Raw genomic sequence first — 20,904 nt, 5'->3', positions numbered from 1 at the left:
CCGTCACGGGTCTGGGCGGTCTTCAGGTCCGGTGCGCGCGGGCGGGCGGGCGGGCGGGCGGCCGGTCCCTATCGTCCCGGTCACGGATGCCGGACGAAGTCACAGATGCACGACTGATTCGTCGATTCGACCCTGCAACCGTGACTTCGTCCTACACCCGTGCCGCGGCTCTGCCGCCATCCGGGCGACCTCCGGCCATCCGTGCCGCACGATGCCGTGACGGTCCCGGGTGGCCGCCGCCATCGAGGCGTCGATGGCGGGCGCGGTCAGCGGGTCGCGCGGGCCAGGTTCGCGACGAGCTCCTCCTCGTTCTGACGCACAACGTAGGCCGGCTGGTCCCGCTCCACGCGCCAGCTCTCATCGAGTCCGCCGACGTTCACCGCGTCGAAGCCGAACTCGTCGTAGACCGTCGTCGCGAGGGCCGCCGCATCGTCGAAGTCGCTCGCGAGGGCAAGCGCCCTCCGGCCTTCCGTTCCGGCTGCGGAGCCGTCCGTGAGGATGTCGCCGGAGCCGATGTGGTTGAACGCCTTCACGACACGGGATCCGGGCAGGTGATCCTGCAGGAGGCGCGAGGTCGTGGTGCTCTTCTCGTCGAGCGCGGCGATGCGTCCGTCCCGCTCCCAGTAGTAGTTGTTGGTGTCGAGCACGATCTTGCCGTCGAGCGGCTCGACCGGAACGGCGGCGAGGGCTTTCAGCGGCACCGTCACGACGGCCCAGTCCCCGGCTGCAGCCGCCTCCGCGGCCGTCGCCGCCCGTGCCCTCGGTCCGAGCTTGCCCACCAGCTCCGCGAGCGTCTCCGGCCCGCGGGAGTTGCTGATGACCACGTCGTATCCGCGATCGACCAGTCCCTTCGCCACAGCGCTGCCGATGTGTCCTGCCCCGATGATTCCCACAGTCGTCATGCGAAGGACAACGCCCACGCGCCCGCCGCATTCCACGTCACCGCGCTTCGTGTCCGCGTATTGCGCGTCCGGGTATTGCATGTCCGCGTGTTGCGCGCGGCGGTCAACGGTCGTCGTATCGGGACCGCGACCGCTCGATCGCGCCGTGATTGGCGATCGCCCAGTCCGCGATCGTGTGGGCGATCTCGACGAACGTGCCGCCGAGCTCGGTGAGCTCGTACTCCACGCGCGGCGGCACCTCCGCATAGGCGGTGCGGACCACGAGGCCGTCGCGTTCGAGCTGACGCAGGGTCAGGGTCAGCATCCGCTGCGAGATCCCTGGGATCCCGCGCAGCAGTTCGCTGAACCGCCGCCGTTCGCCCCCGAGGGTCCCGACGACCAGCAGCGACCACTTGTCACCGACCCTGTCCAGGACGTCGCGGATCATCCGCCCGACATCCGGTCCCGCCTCGCAGGAGCGCTCGTACTCCGCGACCGCGGTTCCCGTGCTGTGCCCCGGTGACACCGATGTGCCTTTTGTCCCTGCGCCCACGATGCCCCATCCTTTGATTACTGATGGTAACAAAGGCACCATCCATAACCTTCTCGGAGACCCGATGCTCATCGCCCTGTGGATCGTCAACGCCCTTCTCGCCCTCGCCATGCTGGGCGCCGGCGGGATGAAGCTCCTCACCCCGAAGGGCACGCTCGCCGAGCGGGGGATGGCGTGGACTGAGGACTTCTCTGCGGGCGCGATCAAGGTCTTCGCCGGCCTCGAGGTGATCGGGGCGGCCGGGCTGATCCTCCCGCTCGCCACCGACATCGCCCCGGTGCTCGCCCCGCTAGCGGCCGTAGGGCTCGGCGTCATCATGATCGGCGCCGTGGTGGTCCACGCCCGTCGCCGCGAGCCGATCGTCCCGCCGCTCGTCCTTGCCCTCCTCGCCATCGCGAGCGCCGTGCTCGGCTTCCTCGTGGTCCTCTGAGCCCGCGCCGCGCCTGGTGCCTGGTGCCGGGCGCCGGGCTGCCCCGCGGTGGCTGCCCCGGCGTGGCTGCTCCGGCGTGGCTGCCCCGCCAACCCGCAGTTCCTGCCACGCCGTGGCACAACCCGGGGACGGATGCAGGTCGAAATCACGGATGCAGGGCCATACCGGGGCAGATCGCCCTGCATCCGTGATCCGGCCCGCCATCCGTCCCCCCATCCGTGACATCCGCCCCGAAATAGCCACAACCCTGACCCCGGCCGCGCCCAACGCCCGCCGCCCTACCGCGCACCGCCCCACCGCAACGCCCAACCCGCAGTTCCTGCCACGCCGTGGCATAGCCCGGGGACGAATGCAGGTCGAAATCACGGATGCAGGGCCATATCCGGGCAGATCGCCCTGCATCCGTGATCCGGCCCGCCATCCGTCCGCGCTCCACCGCCCGCCCGACACTCCGCCGCCCGCACAACCACCACCCGCCCGCGCGCGGCGCTCACCACCCACCCGTGCGCGGCGCTTCTCGCGAAGCGGCGGCGTGAGGGACAGGATGGAAGCGTTCGTCCAGCGAAGGAGCTCCCGATGACCCGGTCCGCCACCGCCGCCACCACCGCGATCCGCGAGATGCGCGACCTCCTCTCGGCCCACGCCACCGACTACGCCGGCGCGCGGCGCGGATTCCGCTGGCCGGAGCTGACCGAGTTCAACTTCGCCCTGGAATGGTTCGACGTGATCGCCGGGGAGAATCCGGACCGGCCGGCCGTGCAGATCGTGTCCGCCGACCTCTCCGTGCAGACCTGGACGTACGGCGAGCTCTCGGCACGCTCGGACCAGGTCGCGAACTGGTTCCGCGGCCTCGGCATCGGCCGGGGCGACCACGTCCTCGTCATGCTCGGCAACACCATCGAGCTCTGGGAGACGATGCTCGGCCTCGCCAAGCTCGGCGCCGTGGCCGTCCCGAGCTCCACGCTCCTGTCCGCCGGAGACCTCGCCTACCGCGCCGAGCGGAGTCACGCCCGGGCGATCGTGACCCTCGCCACGCTCGCGGAGCGGGTCTCAGGGCTCGACGGATCCGTCCTCCGCATCGCCGTCGGAGCCGGACCCGGGAACGCCACCGGAACCGGGAACGGCACCGGCAACGGGACCGACACCGGGTCCCCCGCAGGCTGGCAGTCCTTCGACTCCTCGACGGACGCGCCCACCGTCTTCGAGCCCGATGGTCCGACACCCGCATCGGACACCAGCCTCCTGTACTTCACCTCCGGCACGACCAGCAGGCCGAAGCTCGTCCAGCACACGCACGTGTCCTACCCGGTGGGGCACCTCTCGACCATGTGGTGGCTGGGCCTCCGACCCGACGACGTGCACCTCAACATCTCCTCCCCCGGCTGGGCGAAGCACGCCTGGTCGAGCTTCTACTCCCCGTTCCTCGCCGAGGCGACCGTGTTCGTCTACGACTACGACCGCTTCGACGCCGACACCCTCATGCGCGTGATGGACACGCACCGGGTGAGCACCTTCTGCGCCCCGCCGACCGTCTGGCGGATGCTCATCCAGGCCGATCTCACGCGACTCGCCCATCCGCCGCGCGAGCTCGTCGGGGCCGGAGAGCCGCTGAACCCCGAGGTCATCTCGCGCGTGCGGTCGGCCTGGGGCGGCACGATCCGCGACGGATTCGGACAGACCGAGATGACCTGCTGCGTCGGCAACTCCCCCGGTCAGCCGGTGAAGGACGGATCGATGGGGCGACCGCTGCCCGGCTATCCGGTGGTCCTGCTCGATCCGGTCTCCGGCATGCCGGTCGACGACGAGGGCGAGATCGCCCTGGACCTGTCGCAGGCGCCGCTCGGACTCATGGCCGGGTACTTCGAGGACCCGGAGGCGACCGCGGAGTCTCGGCGCGGCGGCTATCACCACACCGGCGACATCGCCGCACGCGACGCCGACGGCTATCTCACCTACGTCGGCCGCGCGGACGACGTGTTCAAGGCGTCGGACTACAAGATCTCGCCCTTCGAGCTGGAGTCCGTGCTGCTCGAGCACGCCGACGTCGTCGAGGCGGCCGTCGTGCCGAGCCCCGATCCCACCCGGCTCGCGGTCCCGAAGGCGTACGTCTGCCTCACCGCGGCGGGCGCGGCGGATCCGGAGCGCGTCGCCGGCTCGATCTTCGCGCACGCCCGCGAGCACCTCTCGCCGCATCTGTGGGTGCGGATCGTCGAGTTCGTGCCCGAGCTGCCGAAGACCATCTCCGGCAAGATCCGGCGCGTGGAGCTGCGCGCACGGGAGGCCGAGCGCGTGGCCGCCGGCGACGAGGCCGGCCAGCACCACGACCGCGACCACCGCTGAGACCGGGGCGGGGGCTGCTGCCTGCGGCCCCTGTGCTTCCGCGCCCCTGTGTCCTGCGTCCTACGTCCTGCGTCCTGCGTCCTGCGTCCTGTGTCCTACGTCCTACGTCCTACGTCCCACTTTCTGTTGAGTAGGGCACCTCTACGCAACCGAAATCGGGACAAGACCCGCTGAAAGTGGGACACGGGGCACCGATAGCGGGACACGGGCCGGGCCGCCGCCCGAGACCAGGCTGGGGCTACCGCCCCGAGCCCCGCTGGAGCCCTGTCCCGAGGCCAGGCTGGGGCAATACCCGGGGACCGGCCGGGACCACACCTTGAGGCCAGGCTGGGGCCGCCGTCCGAGGCGACGCTGGGACCACCGCCCGGCGACCTCCTCCCGGACCCAACCCATCGGTTCCGCCCCGTGTCCAGTGTCCGGTGTCCTGTGTCCGGTATCCGGTATCCGGTATCCGGTATCCGGTGCCCGGTATCCGGTATCCGGTGGCCCATGCCCCCCTCCCGTGTCCCGTGTCCCACTTTCTGTTGGAAATGGGTCCCATTGGCAACCGAAAGTGGGACAAGACCTACCGAAAGTGGGACGCGGGGCGCCGAAAGTGGGACATGGCCGGGGTGGGAAGCGGCGCGGGAGGGACTTATTTTCCGTTCTGTCCGAGTTTGATTCTTTCTGCCAGAATCAAACTCAATCCGGGCGAAGACACCCCGCTGGCCCGTGAACCGCCCCGGCCCAATACCCCCACCCAGACACACCCCCGGAACCCGGACCACATCCCCCCAGGAACCACCGGAACCCAGGAACCCCCAAGTACCCCCCCCCCCCGGACCCACGGGGGACCCACAGGACCCACGATCAGAGGAGATCGGCATGGCAGAGTCCGCCGCACACGTGCTCTTCACGCACGCGCATCCCGACGACGAGAGCTGCGCCACCGGAGGTGCGATCGCGCGGCTCCTCGGCGAGGGCCACGGCGTGACGGTGGTCACCTCCACGCAGGGCGAACAGGGCAAGATCGCCGTGCCGGAGCTCCAGCACCTCCACGTCGACGAGGACGACGCGCTCGGGCCGGAGCGGGCACGCGAGCTCGCCGGCGCGATGACCGCCCTCGGCGTCGCCGATCACCGCTACCTCGGCGGGCAGGGCCGCTTCCGGGACTCCGGTCGTATGGGCATCCCTGCCAACGACCGGCCCGACGCGTTCTGGCAGGCGGACCTGGACGAGGCGGGACTGCTGATGGCGGCGGTCATCCGCGAGCTCCGCCCGCAGGCGGTCGTGACCTACGACCCGAACGGCGGCTACGGCCACCCGGACCATATCCAGACCCACCGCGTGACGATGCGCGGGATCGAGCTCGCCGCCGATCCGGCCGCCGCGCTCGACGCCCCGGCGTGGGACGTCCCGCTCGTCTACTGGACCGCCGTCCCCCGCGAGCGGATCGTCGCCGAGCTGACCGAGCTCGCCACGCACGCCGAGGAGCTGGGGCTGTGGGTCGATCCCGACCCCGCCGAGTACCCGGACGGCGTCCACGAGGACGACGAGATCGACGTCGAGTACGACGTCTCGGCGTTCCTGGACGCGAAGACCGCGGCACTGGACTGTCACCGCACGCAGCTCACCGTGAAGGGCCCGTACTGGGTGCTCGCCTCCGGCCGCGGCATGCGCATTCAGGATCGCGAGTGGTTCATCCGGGTCAAGGGCGGCCGTCGCACCGGAACCGCCTACGAGACCGACCTGCTCCCCCCGTTCTCCCCGACCGTGTCATCGGACACGTCCCCAGCACCCACCTCGACCCCCGCCCCGGCTCCGGAGTCCCGATGACCAGGCCCACCCTCGCGGTCGCCGACCGGCGGACCCAGCGCGCACGCGTCGTCGGCGCCCTGCACGAGGAGCGCAAGAGCCGCTCCGACCTGGTCGAGCAGTTCGGCGTGAGCCCCTCGCTCATCACCCGCATCGTGCGCGGCCTGATCGACGACGGCGTGGTCCGCGAGACCGGCGCGCAGACCCAGGCGATCGGCCGTCCGCCGGTCCGGCTCGAGGTTGCCCGCCACCACGGGGCGCTCCTGGCCGTCTCCTGCACCGCCGAGGGCGTCGTCGCGCGGAGCGTCGACCTGCACGGCACCCCGATCGGGGAGGGGCGGAGCGCCGCGAGCGCACCCGTCCGTCCCGAGGACATCGTCCGCACGATCGAGGAGCTCGCCCGCCGCACCCCGCGGCTGCTGAGCATCGGCGTCTCCGTGCCCGGCGTCGTCGACGCGACCACGGGCGAGGTCAGCGCCGCACCGGACCTCGGCTGGGCAGACCCCGTCCCGCTGCGCGCGCTCCTGCGCGAGCGGTTCGGCGTCGTGGTCACGATCGACAACGACGTCAACCTCATGATGGCGGCCGAGCGGCGCACGCTCGACGACCGCGCGCGGCGCAACGCCGTCTACCTCTACCTCGGCGCCCGCGGCATCGGCGCCGGCGTCATCGCCGGAGGACGCCTCATCGAGGGCGACCACGGCGCGGCCGGCGAGATCGGCCTCATCCCGGTGGGCCCCGCCGATCGGGCCGACTTCGAGGACACCACCTCCATCACCGCGATCGCCGAACGCCTCGCCGCCGGCGGGCACACGGTCTCCCATCCCGTCGTCCCGGTGCTCCTCGCGCTCGCGGACGCCGGCGACCCGCTCGCCCAGGAGGTCCGGCGCGACGTGCTGGCGGCCTTCTCCCACGTGATCGCCGTGGTCGCCGCCCTCCTCGACCCGCACGTCGTCCTCCTCGGCGGCCACGCCCGCGCCTTCCGCGACCAGGAGCGCGCCGCCATCCTCGCCGGCCTCCGCGGCGCGGTCCCCTTCCCTCCCGAGGTGCGCGCGGCCCGGTCCCAGCCGGACGCGATCCTCGACTCCGCGATCAACCGCTGCTGGCAGCAGCTCCTCGCCGGAGGCCTATGACCGCAGCTCCCCCTCCCCCCTCGCAGGACCCGAACCGACCCCCCTCCGCGGCACCCGCCGCGCCATGTGACGAGGAAGACATGATGGCAAAGAACCGATCGACCCGACTGCTCGCCGGCGCCGCCTTCGCGGCCGCCTCCGCCCTCCTGCTCGCCGGCTGCTCCGGCGACGTCGCCCCCGCGACCCCGCAGAACACCGAGAGCGGCGGCGGCGCGAGCGCCCAGCCCAGCGAGAACCTCACGATCTACACCGGACGCGACAAGGACGAGGTCGCCTGGGTGATCGCGGAGTTCCAGAAGAAGCACCCCGAGTACGCCGGGAAGGTGACCCCCGTCATCGCCGGCGCCCAGGACAACCTCGACCGGATGCGCGCCGAGTCCGGCAACCCGCAGGCCGGCTTCCTGTGGGGCGGCACGCAGCAGCAGTTCGAGCAGGCGGCGGCCGAGGGGCTCCTGGCCTCCTACGAGCCGAAGCACGGCGACGCCGTGGCCGACAAGTACAAGGACCCCAAGGGCCAGTGGATCGCGGAGATGCTCCTGCCCGAGGTGATCATCTACAACTCCGACCTGCTGACCAAGGACACCGCGCCCAAGGACTGGGCGGACCTCGCCAAGCCCGAGTGGAAGGACAAGATCGTCATCCGCGACGTCATGCCCTCCGGCACGATGCGCACGATCTACGCCTCGATGGTCTACGACGCGTTCGACAAGAACGGCACGCCCGACGCCGGCTACGACCTGCTGAAGAAGATCGACGCGAACACCGTCTCGTACGCCGCGACCCCCGACGACATGTACACCCAGCTCGACCAGGGGACGGGGCAGGTGACCGTGTGGAACATGCAGGACGCGCTCATCCAGCCGCTGAAGAACAACCGGCCGTGGGGCTACGTCATGCCCTCCTCCGGCGCCCCGGTGCTCGTGGACGGCGTCGGCATCATCAAGAACTCCAAGCAGGAGGCCGCCGCGCAGGCGTTCATGGACTTCCTGATGGAGCCGGGGATGCAGGCCAAGCTCGCGACCGACTACTACCAGATCCCCGCGATGGAGATCCCGAAGGCGGACCAGCCGGAGTGGATGAAGGACTTCACGCTCAACGAGAAGACCATCGACTGGGCCGTCTTCGCCGAGCACCAGGACGAGTGGATGACGTACTGGGCCGACAACATCAAGGACAAGGGCTGAACTGACACATGGTCTCGGTCACTCTGCACCAGCTGCGCAAATCCTTCGCCCGTTCGGGGACCGTCGTCGACGGCATCGATCTGAGCATCGCCGACGGTGAGTTCTTCACCCTCCTCGGCCCTTCGGGCTGCGGCAAGTCGACGACGCTCCGGATGATCGCCGGCTTCGAGGAGCCGGATGACGGCACGATCCACTTCGACGACCGGAACGTGACGTATGCGCCGGCGAACAAGCGCGACGTGGGTCTGGTCTTCCAGAACTATGCGCTGTTCCCGCACATGACGGTCGCCCGGAACGTCGGGTTCGGGCTGGACGTGCGGAAGGTGCAGAAGGCCGAGGCCACCCGTCGGATCGCCGCGGTCCTGGACCAGGTCGGGCTCGCCGCACAGGCGAACGCCCGCGTCGACGAGCTCTCGGGCGGGCAGCAGCAGCGCGTTGCGCTCGCCCGGGCGCTCGTCTTCCGCCCCCAGCTGCTCCTGCTGGACGAGCCGATGTCGAACCTCGACGCCAAGCTCCGCCAGGAGATGCGCGGCGCGCTCCGCGACCTCCACGCCGAGACCGGGATCACCTCGGTCTACGTCACCCACGACCAGGCCGAGGCGCTGGCGATGTCCACCAGGATCGCGGTCATGAACACCGCGGTCGTGCACCAGGTGGGCACGCCGGACGAGGTGTACAGCCGCCCGCTGACGGCGTTCGTCGCCGGCTTCCTCGGCCGCAACAACCTCCTCGACGCCACGGTCCGCGCGATCGACGGCACCCGTGCCCTGCTCGACCTCGCGGACGGCGGGACGCTCGCGGTCCGCACCGGCAACGCCGCCCCCGGCGTCTCGTTCGAGACGGGCTCGGCGATCGTGGCCACGGTCCGCGCCGAGTCCGTCCGGCTGGCCGGCCCCGCCGATGTCGAGAACGTCGTCTCCGGGACCGTCGCCGACGTCGACTTCATCGGCTACTCCCTCTCCTGCGAGCTGGACACGGCGCTCGGTCGCATCAAGGTCGACCTCACCGGCGCCCACGCCCGTCCCGTCCGGGGCGACGCGCTCCGGGTCGTGCTGCCCGAAGAGGCCGCCTACTGCGTGCCGGCGGCGCGCTGATGGTCACGCTCACCGACGCGCATCGGGTCGCCGGCCCCGCCAAGCGCCCGTCCTGGATCCGCCGCCGCTGGTCGACGGCGCTCACCCTCGCCCTCCTGCTGATCGTGCTGATCGGCTACGTGATCGGCCCGATGATCGCGACCGCCCGGCGCAGCGTCTCGCAGGACAAGGCGCAGGTCCTCGGCTTCTCGTTCAAGGCCTGGGCGGACTTCTTCGCCAACCCGACGCAGACCTCCGCGATCGGCGGGTCGATCGTCGTCTCGCTGCTCTCGGTCCTGTGCGCGGGGCTCCTCGGCACCGGCGTCGCGATCCTCCTCACCCGCTGGGACTTCCCCGGCCGGCGGATCTTCCAGGTCCTGGCGCTCCTCCCGATCGCCCTGCCTCCCCTCATGGGCGTGTGGTCGTTCAAGCTGCTCTTCGGCGTCGGCGGACGGATCCCCTTCGCCTTCGAGCAGTGGTTCGGCGTCGACCAGAAGATGTTCTGGCTGCAGAGCCTGGGCGGCGTGCTGATCGTGCACGCCATGACGATGTACCCCTACTTCTTCCTCACCGTCTCCGCGGCGCTGGCGAACGCCGACGCCTCGCTCGAGGAGGCCTCCTCCTCCATGGGCGCGGGCAAGACGCGCACCTGGATGAAGGTGATCCTGCCGATGCTCACCCCGGCGCTCGTGGCCGGGTCGCTCATCACCTTCATGTCGGCGATGTCGTCCTACACGGCGCCGCTGCTGTTCCAGTACACCGACGTCATGACGCAGCAGATCGTGATCGCGAAGACCAACGGCGACATGCGGCTGGCCTCGATCATCTCGACGACCCTGGCCGTCATCTCGATCGTGTTCCTCGCCGTCATCCGCTCCTACGAGCAGCGCAAGGTCTACCGGACGCAGTCGAAGGGCGGCGGCCGGAAGCGCTCGACCGTCACGAGCCTGCCCGCACGGATCCTGCTGCTCGTCGTCTCGGTGCCCGTGACGCTGTTCCTCGTCCTCCCGATCGTCATGATCGGCGTGCTCTCGGTCACTGCCAAGGGCGGGTGGCTGCGCACGGTGCTGCCCAGCGAGTACACGCTGGAGTGGTGGGGCAAGCTGTTCAGCGGCTTCGAGTTCTGGCGGCCGGTGACCAACTCGCTCCTGATGAGCGTGATCGCGGTGGGCGGGGCGATGATCCTCGGCGCCGGGGCCGCGTACGTGATGAGCCGGATGCACTTCCGCGGGAAGCTGGCGCTGGACATCGCGATCATGCTGCCCTGGGCGCTCCCCGGGACCGTCGTCGCGATCAACCTCATCACCGCGTTCTCCAGCCCCTCGCCGTTCGCGTTCGGGCAGGTGCTCGTCGGGACCTTCGCGATCCTGCCGCTTGCGTACTTCGTGCGGTTCAACCCGCTCATCTTCCGCTCGACGTTCGCCTCGCTCTCGCAGATGGACCCGAACCTGGAGGATGCGGCGCGGAGCCTCGGCGCGACCTGGTGGTACGCCTTCCGCCGCGTCGTGCTCCCGCTCCTCTCCCGCGGCATCATGGCGGGCGCCCTGCTCGCCTTCGTCGACGGCGTCGGCGAGTTCGTCGCCAGCGTCCTGATCTACACCCCCGAGTGGATCCCGCTCTCGATCGCCGTGAACAACGAGAACTACCAGGGCAACATCGGCGTCGGATCGGTGTACGGCATGATCCAGGTCTTCCTGGTGCTGATCGTGCTCATCATCACCCGGCGCATGGAATCCCGGGACTCCGCGGCCACCGCCCTCTGACCCGCGCCCATCCAGAAGACCACCACGAAGAAGGAACGAAGACAGATGAACCGCGACGAGATCGTCGACCGCGACGGCGAGGCCTTCCCCGGCGAGAGCTACACCACGGCGGTCCTCCGGCCCGCCTACGACGAGGCCAAGCGCATGCTGCTGCCGTCGATGATCCAGATCCACCGGGCGCATCTCCTGATGCTCCACCGCGCGGGGATCCTCACCGACGACGAGGCGTCGGCCATCGCGGCCTCGATCGACGGCCTCGACCTGACCGCGCTCGCGGCGAGCGAGTACACCGGGGAGTTCGAGGACCTCTTCTTCACGGTCGAGCACGAGATGATGCGGATCGGCGGCGAGGTCACCGGAAGCCTGCACACGGCCCGCAGCCGCAACGACATGGGCATGACGCTGTACCGAATGGTCATGCGCCGTCAGCTGCTGCGCGTGCTGGACGCGGCGGGCGAGCTCTACGAGACCCTCGTCCGCCTCGGCGCCGAGCACTCCTCGACGCTGTCGCTGGAGCACACCCACACCCAGCCGGCGCAGCCGTCGACGCTCGGGCACCGCTTCCTCGCCATCGCCGACGTGCTGGGGCGCGACATCCGCCGCGTGCAGCAGTCGTACGACGGTCTGGACCACTCCCCGATGGGAGGAGCCGCCCTCACCGGCACCGGCTTCCCGATCGATCGCGAGGACATGGCGCGGCTCCTCGGCTTCCGCGGCCTCGTGGAGAACTCCTACGACGCGGTCGCCGCGACCGACTACATCGCCCACGCCGCGATCGCGCTGCAGCTCATGGCGATCGACACCGGCCGCAGCTGCGTCGACTTCCTGACGTGGTGCACGGCGGAGTTCGGCCTGTACCGCGTGGCCGCGCCCTACGTGCAGATCTCGTCGATCATGCCGCAGAAGCGCAACCCCGTCTCGATCGAGCACTCCCGGTCGCTGCTCTCGGCCGCCGCGGCGAGCGCGGGGACGGTCCTGACGATGATGCACAACACGCCCTTCGGCGACATCGTCGACACCGAGGACGACCTGCAGCCGTACGCCTGGCGCGCGGTCGACACGCTCACCGACGTCCTGCACCTGCTCACCGGCGTGCTGGGGACCATCCAGGTCAACTCCGACGTGATGCGCGAGCGAGCGCTGGCCTCCTTCGCCAACGCGACCGAGCTCGCCGACACCCTGGTCCGCGACGGCGGGCTGACCTTCACGCAGGCCCACCGGGTCGTCTCCCGCATCGTCCGCGAGGCGGACGCGGCGGGCACCACCGACGTGCGCGAGCTCTCCCCCGAGCGGGTGCACGCCGTCGCGGAGGAGGTCGTCGGGCACGACGTGCCGCTGACGGCCGCCGACATCGCGCGCGCCCTCGACGCCGACAACTTCGTCGCGGTCCGCACCTCGACCGGAGGCGCCGCCCCCGCCGAGGTCGCGCGGATGGCGACGGCACGGACGGCCACCGCCGCGGAGTTCCGCGCGTGGCGGGACGGCGTGCGCGCCCACCTCGACGGCGTCGCGGAGGACCTCGTGTCCGCGACCGCGGCACTGCGCAAGTGAGGACGGATGTCTGAGGCGACGCGGATGAACGTCCTCGGCATCGACTTCGGCGGCACCAAGGTCGCCCTCCGCGTCGAGGGCCCTGACGGCACGGGCGTGAGCGGCAGGCTCCGGATCGGCGAGGGCGAGGCGGCGGCGAGCGTCCTGGAACGGACCTTCGCCGAGGCCCGGCGGCTCGTCGCCGCGGCCGGTCCGATCGCCGCCGTCGGCGTGTCCACCCCCGGGATCGTCCACGACGACCACGTGGATCTGGCGCCGAACGTGGTCGGCTGGACCGACCTCTCCCTCGGCGCACGGCTGCGGGAGGCGTTCGGGGTCACGGCGCTGCGGATCGAGAACGACGTCAAGGCCGCGGCGCTCGCGGAGTCCCGGACCGGGGCGCTGCGGGATGCGGGGACCGGGCTGTACGTGAACCTCGGGACCGGGATCGCGATCGCCGTCGTCCTCGACGACGTCGTGCTGCACGGCGCGCACGGCGCGGCGGGCGAGATCGGCTACGGGATCATCGGGCGCATGCCGAGGACGGTGCCCGTGCCGGCCGGTGCCGGCGCTGGCGCTGGCACTGGCGCCGGGGAGGCTGCGGCGGCGGAGACTGTGGCGGCCACGGAGACTGTGGAGACGCTGGAGGAGTATGCCGGCGGCAGCGGCCTCGGTCGGCGTTCCGCCGCGGCCGGCGACGTCCCCGCCTCCGACGCGCGCGGGCTCGTCGAGGCGGTGGCCTCATCGGCCTCCGCCGAGCGACTGTGGACGGGGGCGATCGACGAGATCGCCCGCCACCTCGTCACGGCCGCGCTGACGGTGGATCCCGCCCGGATCGCGATCGGCGGCGGGATGACCGCGGCCGGCGACGCGCTGTTCGCGCCGCTGACCGCGCGCCTCACCGCCGCCCTCCCCTATCCGCCGGAGATCGTGCCGTCCGCCTTCGGCGCCGACGCGTCGCTGCGCGGTGCCCTCATCCTCGCCCGAACCGCAGAAGGAGTACTCCGATGACCGCCGACGCCGCGCCCGTGCGCACCCTGTCCGCCCACCTCGTGCAGAAGGGCGCGGCGATGCACGCCGCCGCCGCCCGGCGCCCCGCCACCGAGGACTGGGACGAGCAGCTCGAGGCCCGCTGCGTGGCCGATGACCTCACCGGCGTCCGCAAGCTGTCGATCCGCGACTTCCACCTGGTCGGCGACGGCGGGGCCGATATCGGCGGCTGGGACCTCGGGCCGACCTCGCCCGAGCTGCTGCTCGGCGTGATCTCCACCTGCCTCACCCACACCTACCTCTGCCTCGCGGCGTGGCGGGGGATCCCGCTCGAGCGGGCGGAGGTGACGGTCCGCGCGCGGAACAACGACGCCCGGTTCTTCGGCGTCCCGAGCGACCGGCCCGCTCCCCCGCACGACATCGAGATCACGGTGGACCTCGTCGCCCCCTCCCTCACCGAGGAGGAGCGGCTCGCCTTCATCGCCGAGGGCGAGGCGACCTGCCCCATCGTCCACGCCCTGCGCACCCCGACCGACGTCCGCCTCGTGGTGGCCTGACGCGGCGCTGCCGCCCGTTCCTTCCCGGCCATTCCCGTCCCGCCGGCCCCTCCTGCCCCGGCCCGTTCCCGCCCGCCTCATCTCCGCGAGACTGCAACTGCGTCTCGAGACTGCGCGATTTTCCTGCAGTCTCGGAACGCAGTTGCAGTCTCGCGGACGTAGGCCGACGCGGGGCCGGTGCGGGGGCGAACAGACAGGGTGGATCAGAAGTCGGCGATGATCAGCTTCTTCATCTGCATCATGTGGCCGTAGGCGCCGGGACGGGCCATGAGCTCGCCCATGTTCGACGGCACGATCTGCCAGCTGACGCCGAAGCGGTCCGCGCACCAGCCGCAGGCCTCGGCCTCGGGCACCGTCGAGAGCGCGTCCCACAGGCGGTCGATCTCGGCCTGATCGTCGCAGCGCACCTCCAGGGAGACGCCGCAGTCGAAGCGCGTGCTCATCTCGGCCGCCGAGTCCATCGCCGCGAACGGCTGACCGGCGAGGCGGAACTCGGCGAACATCACGTCGCCGGCGTTCGCGGGCCCCTGCGCGGCCGGATATCCGACCGTCATCCCCGCGCCGGAGTCGGGGAACAGGCCGGTGTAGAAGTCGATCGCCTCGCGCGCCCTGCTCTGCGCGGGACCGACGAAGAGCAGATCGGGGACGATGAACGGCGCCGGCTCCTCATCGGGCGACGTCTCGTCCGACGCCTCGGTCAGCATGAGCTGCCAGCTGACGCCGAACCGGTCCTCGATCCAGCCGTAGTAGGCGCTGTGGGGGTAGGAGGTCAGCCGCATCATGGCGGTGCCGCCCTCGGAGAGGCGCCCCCAGATCTCGTCGATGCGCGCACGGGCCGCCCCCTCGCCGCCGAAGCGGCGCGGGTCGACGTTCAGCAGGAAGGAGATCGTCGGATTCGGCCGGAACTCGCTCCCGGCGTTGATGAGCGTGATCTGGAAGCCCTCGATCTCGACGTCCACCGTCACCGCCTTGCCCGCGAAGTCCTTCTGGAAGTCGGGCAGCCCCTCCTCCGGATACCGCCCGACGACGCTGCTGGACCCGCCGAAGACCGACGCGTAGAAGGCACCGGCCTCCTCCGCATTCCGGTCGCACCAGATGTTCGGGATGATCCTCTGCGCGGTCATGACGCGCCTCCTCGCTCGTCGCCGGGCCCGGTTCGGCCCTCCCCCAGATTGACGCTCGGAGCCGCGACGCACAAGAGGTCTCAGACGCGGGAGCGGAACCGGCCGCGGCGGCGCGGGGCGGCGATCGGGATCGGCGCGGTGATGACGGCGTCGACGACCATGGAGCCGTCGGTCGGCCCGACCACCGGGATCGGGGTGGTGAGGGTCGCATGGGCGGGGTCCACCGGCATGGTCGCCAACCGCCGGTGCGCGCGGACGTAGGCGGGGATCAGCAGCGCCGCCGCGCCGATCCAGGCCAGCGGGTTGCTCAGCGCGACGCCCAGGTATCCGATCAGGGCGCCGAGGACGATCGCGGCCACGACGCGCGCGACGAGCTCGATCACGCCGGTCACGGTCGGGATGAGCGTGTGGCCGAGCCCCTGGAGCGCTCCCCGCAGCACGAACAGCACGCCCAGCGCCGAGTAGCTGAGCCCGTTGACCAGCAGCATGATCCAGGCGAGGTGCACCACCTCGTCCGATCCGTCGCCGATGAACAGCCGCACCATCACCGTGCCGAACACGACCAGGAGGAGGCCGAGGACCAGCGCGACCCCGATCGACATCCAGGTCGCCTGCACGACCCCGCGGCGGATCCGGTCGGGGCGGCCGGCGCCGAGGTTCTGCGCGGTGTACATCGAGGCGGCGAGGCCCAGCGACGACAGGAAGGCGACGGCGAGGCTGTCGACCCGGGAGGCCGTGGTGTACGCCGCCACCGCCTCCGCGCCGAGCGTGTTCAGCGCCACCTGGACCGTGAGGGTGCCGATCGCGATGATCGAGGCCTGGAAGCCCATCGGCAGCCCCAGCCGGAGGTGCTCCGCGATGTCGGCGCGGCTCACGCGCCAGTCCGCACGGCGGACGTGCAGCACGGGCACGCGCTTCCACAGGTAGATCAGGCAGAGGGCGACCGACACGGCCTGCGCGAGCGTGGTCGCCCACGCGGCGCCCGCGACGCCCCAGCCGAGCGGTCCGACCATCAGGACCACGAGACCGACGTTCAGCGCGCAGGAGACGGTGAGGAACACCAGCGGGGTGCGCGAGTCGCCGATCGCGCGGATGATCGCGGTCAGGTAGTTGAAGAACATGATCGTGCTGCCGCCGACGAACGTCACCTGGGTGAACGCCGTCGCCTCGGCGATGAGCTCGGGCGGCGTGCGCAGCAGCGTCAGCGCGGGGCCGGCGATCAGGGGCCCGAAGACCGTGAGCAGGATGCTCGCCGCGGCCGTGAGCAGCGTGCCGGTGGCGACGGAGCGGCGCACCGCGGCGTGGTCGCCCGCCCCGAACGCCTGCGCGGTGGGGATCGCGAAGCCGCTGGACAGGCCCCAGGCGAAGCCGATCAGGAGGAAGATCAGGCTGCCGGTGGCGCCGACGGCGGCGAGCGAGTCGACGCCGAGATGGCGTCCGACGACGACGGCGTCGACGAACTGGTAGAGCTGCTGGACGACGTTGCCGATGAGCAGAGGCACGGAGAACGCGAGGATGACGCGCCACGGACGGCCCGTGGTGAGTGACGTGGCCATGGTGCTCTCAAAGCGGGAGGGACGGATCGGGACGACGCAGGCCCGCCGCACGGGTGCGACGAGCCGGTCCCCTCAGCCTATCGAATCGATTCGGCCGCGCGCGACGGGCGATCCTCACCCGTTCCCGTCGCAAAAACTGCCGCTGCGTGGCCTCGCAAGCGGCAGTTTTCGCGACGGGAACATCGAGTAGACACGGACATCGGGGGCGCGGACGCCGGGTGGGCGCGTCAGTCGACGACGCTGCGGAAGGCCCGCAGGCGGAGGCTGTTGCCCACGACGAACACGCTGGACAGGGCCATCGCCGCGCCCGCGAGCATCGGGTTCAGCAGACCGAGGGCCGCGATCGGGATCGCCGCCACGTTGTACGCGAACGCCCAGAACAGGTTGGTCTTGATCGTCCCGAGCGTCTTCCGCGCGAGCCGGATCGCGTCGACCGCGCTGCGCAGGTCGCCGCGGACGAGCGTGATGTCGGACGCCTCGATCGCGACGTCCGTGCCCGTCCCCATCGCAAGGCCCAGATCGGCCTGCGCGAGGGCCGGGGCGTCGTTCACCCCGTCGCCGACCATCGCCACAACCCTGCCCTCGCCCTGGAGGCGGGCGACGACGGCCACCTTGTCCTGGGGCAGCACCTCCGCGTGGACCTGATCGATGCCGACCTCGGCGGCGATCCGCCGGGCCACCGCCTCGTTGTCGCCGGTGAGCAGCACGGGGGTGAGGCCCAGCGCCTTCAGCTGCGCGATGGCCTCCGCGCTGGTGGGCTTCACCGTGTCGGCGATCACCAGGATTCCGCGCGCGGCGCCGTCCCATCCGACCGCGACGACGGTCTTGCCGTCCGCCTCCGCCTCGGCCTTGGCCGCGACGAGCCCCGGGCTCAGGCGCTGAGACCAGTCCGCGAGCAGCGTCTCCCGGCCCACCAGCACCGCATGCCCGTCGACGACGCCTTGCACGCCCCTGCCCTCGACGTTCGCGAAGTCCTCGGGAACGGGGAGCTGACCGACCTCGACCGTGGCCGCCTTCGCGACGGCCTGCGCGATCGGGTGCTCGGAGGCGTCCTCCAGCGCACCGGCGAGACGGAGCAGCTCGGCGCGATCCGTCCCCGCCTCGGTGCGGACGTCGACGAGGGTCATCCGCCCGCTCGTCACCGTCCCGGTCTTGTCCAGGACGATCGTGTCGACGGACCGGGTGGACTCGAGCACCTCCGGCCCCTTGATGAGGATGCCCATCTGCGCGCCCCGTCCCGTGCCCACCAGCAGCGCGGTCGGCGTCGCGAGCCCCAGCGCGCAGGGGCACGCGATCACCAGCACGGCGACGGCCGCCGTGAACGCCGCAGCGGCCGGGAAACCCGCGCCGAGCCAGGCGCCGAGGGTGACGACGGCGATCGCGATGACGATCGGCACGAAGACGCCCGAGATCCGGTCGGCGAGGCGCTGCACCTCGGCCTTGCCGGTCTGCGCGTCCTCGACCATCCGCGCCATCTGTGCCAGCTGGGTGTCCGCGCCGATGCGCGTGGCGCGGACGACGAGCCGTCCGCCCGCGTTCACCGTGGCCCCGGTCACCGGATCGCCCGCGGAGACCTCGACCGGCACGGACTCGCCCGTGAGCATCGACGCGTCGACGGCCGACGCCCCGGAGACGACGATCCCGTCGGTGGCGATCTTCTCGCCGGGCCGCACGACGAACTCGTCCCCGGCGCGCAGCCGATCGATCGGGATCTTGACCTCGACGCCGTCGCGGAGCACCGCGACCTCCTTGGCGCCGAGCTCGAGGAGCGCGCGGAGCGCCGCACCCGCCCGGCGCTTGGAGCGCTTCTCGAAATAGCGCCCCGCGAGGATGAACATCGTCACCCCTGCACCGACCTCGAGGTAGATGTTCGCGGCGCCGTCGGAGGGCGCGAGCGTGAAGGTGAAGGGATGGGTCATCCCCGGCGCCCCCGCCGTTCCGAGGAACAGCGCGTAGAGCGACCAGAGGAAGGCGGCGAGCGTGCCCATCGAGATGAGCGTGTCCATGGTCGCGGAGCCGTGACGAAGGTTCATCCACGCCGCCCGGTGGAACGGCCACGCCGCCCAGACGATCACGGGGGCGGCGAGCGCGAGCGACGCCCACTGCCAGAAGGGGAACTGCAGCGCGGGGATCATCGCCATCGCGATGACGGGGACGGACAGGACGACGGAGCCGATCAGGCGTGTGCGCAGCGAACGGAGCTCGGGGTCGTCCTCGCCGTCGGCGGCGCGTCCACCCTCCCCCTCTCCCGCAGGCGGCGCGGGGAGGGCGGCGGTGTACCCGGTCTTCTCCACCTCGGCGATGAGCAGGGCGGGGTCGTATCCCTCGGGGATCTGGACCTTGGCCTTCTCGGTGGCGTAGTTCACCGTGGCGGAGATGCCGTCGAGCCTGTTGAGCTTCTTCTCGATCCGCATCGCGCAGGAGGCGCAGGTCATCCCACCGATCTCCAGTTCGACGCTCGGCGCGGCGGTGGCGGATGCGTTCATGTCTGCTTCTCCTCTCGATTGCTGCATGCGGGTTTCGTGGCGTGGTGCGCGCGGCCGGCGAGCCGGGCTCAGTGCGAAGCCGTCGTCGCGTCGAGCACGAAGGGTGCCGTGTGCACGACGCCGTCGACCTGGAAGTCCAGGTAGAGGAAGTACCGCCCTGCCGTCGGTGCGTGCGCGGAGAAGGCGATGTCAGGCCCGGAGAGCGCACCCGGCTCGGGCTCCGCGCCCTCGGCGTGGACGTGGAGGTAGGCCAGGTCGCCCTCGCGGAGCGCGACGAGATGGCCGAAGGCTCCGAGATACGGTTGGAGCGCGGTGATCGGGGCGCCGTCGCGGCGGACGGTGACCGTGAGCTCCGAGGAGCCGCCGGCCACGAGGTCGCCGTCGATCGTCACCTCGAAGCCGTCGACCGCGGCGACGGCGCTCGGCGTCGCCGGGACCGGTGCGACTGCGCCTGCGACATCGACGAGGCGGGAGAGCGTGACGGCGTCGCCTCCGGTCGGCGCGAAGTCGGCGAACACGCGGTAGGCGCCGGCGGCGTCCCAGGTCCATGGCGTCGACCAGACGCCGGTCGCCGCATCCAGGACCGGGTGCACATGGCGGAAGCCCGATCCGTCGGTGCGGACGACGATGAGATGCAGCTGCTTCTCGTGCGACTCCTCGAAGGAGGTGACCGGCGATCCGCCCTCGGTAAGGATCCGGAACGAGAGCGTCCCGCTCCCGCCCGCGGCCTCCGGCGCCTCGATGCGGTCGAGCGTGTAGCCGTCCGCGGCGAGCGCGACCCCGGCCGGTGCGGCGCCGTGGCTCGACGCGTCCCCCTGCCCATCGGCCTGTCCCGGTGCGCTGTCGGTGGCGTGTGGTCCCGGCGTGCTGCCGGTGGCGTGTGCGTTCTCGTGCCCCTGCATCTCTCCCTCTCCCTGCTTCCCGTGCTGCTCCGTCGTGGCGGTCTGGGCATCGGCCGCGGCCTGCGGCGGGACGACGGCCGCCGCGACGCCGAAGGCCGCGACGAACGCCGCCGCGAGCCCGGCGGCGTAGAGGCCGAGCCGTCCCGCGGCGTTCATCAGGCGCGTACCGCCGAGTAGCCGGCCTCGTCGACCGCGGCCAGGACCGCGGCGTCGTCGATCGGCCCGGTGGCGCTCACCGTGAGCGCGCCCGTCGAGGCGCTCACCTGGACGTCCTCGACGCCCGCGATGCCGCTCACCTCGCGGCGCACCGACATCTCGCAGTGCCCGCAGGTCATCCCCGTCACCTGGTACTCGGTCGTAGTCATGTCGATCCCTCTTCCCTGATCTCATCCCGGTACCCCCGACGGGTACCCGATGCTGTTGTCAACCATAGTACCCCCTAGGGGTATTCCCGAAACCCTCATCTCTCTTGCCTCGCCTGGCTCATCTCTTGCCCCGCGTGGCTCATCTCTTGGGTGGCGTCCCGGGGAGTGGTGGGGTTTCTGGCAGGGCTCACGGTGTCGTAGACGCTAGCGAGCCATCGTGCGATGGTCAGTGAGTACCGATCA

The 20,904-nt window shown here is 71.2% G+C and carries 17 protein-coding genes; 10 read left to right on the top strand and 7 right to left on the bottom strand.

The features are described from left to right. Positions 1 to 266 precede the first annotated feature (266 nt). Both J2Y69_RS17145 and J2Y69_RS17140 read right to left on the bottom strand, forming a co-directional pair. Positions 267 to 983: an NADPH-dependent F420 reductase gene (locus tag J2Y69_RS17145; RefSeq protein ID WP_310023026.1), complete on the bottom strand. Its 717-nt coding sequence runs from the start codon at positions 981 to 983 to the stop codon at positions 267 to 269. Positions 984 to 1,005: 22 nt separating this feature from the next. Beyond that, positions 1,006 to 1,434, bottom strand: a complete 429-nt coding sequence (locus J2Y69_RS17140; protein ID WP_396653125.1) for a winged helix-turn-helix transcriptional regulator — start codon at positions 1,432 to 1,434, stop codon at positions 1,006 to 1,008. A gap of 64 nt (positions 1,435 to 1,498) precedes the next feature. On the opposite strand from J2Y69_RS17140, the gene J2Y69_RS17135 reads away from it, so the two are divergent. The 10 genes from J2Y69_RS17135 (at position 1,499) to J2Y69_RS17090 (ending at position 14,228) form a co-directional block, all read left to right on the top strand. Beyond that, positions 1,499 to 1,864: a DoxX family protein gene (locus J2Y69_RS17135; RefSeq protein WP_310023025.1), complete on the top strand. Its 366-nt coding sequence runs from the start codon at positions 1,499 to 1,501 to the stop codon at positions 1,862 to 1,864. 576 nt (positions 1,865 to 2,440) lie between these two features. After that, entirely contained in the window at positions 2,441 to 4,204 is a 1,764-nt protein-coding gene (locus J2Y69_RS17130; protein ID WP_310023023.1) for an AMP-binding protein, read from the top strand. 864 nt (positions 4,205 to 5,068) lie between these two features. Continuing rightward, positions 5,069 to 6,019 (top strand): N-acetyl-1-D-myo-inositol-2-amino-2-deoxy-alpha-D-glucopyranoside deacetylase, encoded by a 951-nt coding sequence (mshB, locus tag J2Y69_RS17125; protein ID WP_310023021.1) that lies wholly within the window; start codon positions 5,069 to 5,071, stop codon positions 6,017 to 6,019. After that, entirely contained in the window at positions 6,016 to 7,131 is a 1,116-nt protein-coding gene (locus J2Y69_RS17120) for an ROK family transcriptional regulator (protein WP_310023019.1), read from the top strand. Before mshB ends, J2Y69_RS17120 begins: the two co-directional genes overlap by 4 nt. Positions 7,132 to 7,211: 80 nt before the next feature. Next, entirely contained in the window at positions 7,212 to 8,315 is a 1,104-nt protein-coding gene (locus tag J2Y69_RS17115; RefSeq protein ID WP_310023017.1) for an extracellular solute-binding protein, read from the top strand. A gap of 8 nt (positions 8,316 to 8,323) precedes the next feature. Next, positions 8,324 to 9,409, top strand: a complete 1,086-nt coding sequence (locus tag J2Y69_RS17110; RefSeq protein WP_310023016.1) for an ABC transporter ATP-binding protein — start codon at positions 8,324 to 8,326, stop codon at positions 9,407 to 9,409. Next, entirely contained in the window at positions 9,409 to 11,151 is a 1,743-nt protein-coding gene (locus J2Y69_RS17105; protein WP_310023014.1) for an ABC transporter permease, read from the top strand. Before J2Y69_RS17110 ends, J2Y69_RS17105 begins: the two co-directional genes overlap by 1 nt. A gap of 45 nt (positions 11,152 to 11,196) precedes the next feature. Next, entirely contained in the window at positions 11,197 to 12,702 is a 1,506-nt protein-coding gene (gene argH / locus J2Y69_RS17100) for an argininosuccinate lyase (protein ID WP_310023012.1), read from the top strand. Positions 12,703 to 12,708: 6 nt separating this feature from the next. After that, entirely contained in the window at positions 12,709 to 13,692 is a 984-nt protein-coding gene (locus tag J2Y69_RS17095; RefSeq protein WP_310023010.1) for an ROK family protein, read from the top strand. Further along, the gene (locus J2Y69_RS17090) at positions 13,689 to 14,228 is read left to right on the top strand and encodes an OsmC family protein (protein ID WP_310023009.1); all 540 of its coding nucleotides are present in this window, start codon (positions 13,689 to 13,691) and stop codon (positions 14,226 to 14,228) included. The genes J2Y69_RS17095 and J2Y69_RS17090 overlap by 4 nt, the downstream gene beginning before the upstream one ends. A 203-nt stretch (positions 14,229 to 14,431) precedes the next feature. Here the strand turns inward: J2Y69_RS17090 and J2Y69_RS17085 are convergent, their stop codons facing one another. From J2Y69_RS17085 to J2Y69_RS17065, 5 genes are all read right to left on the bottom strand, one after another. Continuing rightward, positions 14,432 to 15,352, bottom strand: a complete 921-nt coding sequence (locus J2Y69_RS17085) for a VOC family protein (RefSeq protein ID WP_310023007.1) — start codon at positions 15,350 to 15,352, stop codon at positions 14,432 to 14,434. Positions 15,353 to 15,432: 80 nt separating this feature from the next. Further along, complete coding sequence (locus tag J2Y69_RS17080; protein ID WP_310023005.1) at positions 15,433 to 16,908, bottom strand: MATE family efflux transporter; 1,476 nt, start codon at positions 16,906 to 16,908, stop codon at positions 15,433 to 15,435. 227 nt (positions 16,909 to 17,135) lie between these two features. Continuing rightward, positions 17,136 to 19,394, bottom strand: coding sequence for a heavy metal translocating P-type ATPase (locus J2Y69_RS17075; protein ID WP_310023003.1), 2,259 nt, complete (start codon positions 19,392 to 19,394; stop codon positions 17,136 to 17,138). A 68-nt stretch (positions 19,395 to 19,462) separates the two neighbouring features. Next, on the bottom strand, positions 19,463 to 20,452 hold the full coding sequence (locus J2Y69_RS17070) for a heavy-metal-associated domain-containing protein (RefSeq protein ID WP_310023001.1): 990 nt from the start codon (positions 20,450 to 20,452) through the stop codon (positions 19,463 to 19,465). Beyond that, positions 20,452 to 20,661: a heavy-metal-associated domain-containing protein gene (locus J2Y69_RS17065; RefSeq protein WP_310022999.1), complete on the bottom strand. Its 210-nt coding sequence runs from the start codon at positions 20,659 to 20,661 to the stop codon at positions 20,452 to 20,454. The genes J2Y69_RS17070 and J2Y69_RS17065 overlap by 1 nt, the downstream gene beginning before the upstream one ends. Positions 20,662 to 20,904 lie beyond the last annotated feature (243 nt).

Source organism: Microbacterium resistens (assembly GCF_031456305.1).
GTDB lineage: Bacteria > Actinomycetota > Actinomycetes > Actinomycetales > Microbacteriaceae > Microbacterium > Microbacterium resistens_A.
Note: the sequence above shows the minus strand (reverse complement) of the source record. Positions and strands in the feature narration are given on the sequence as shown.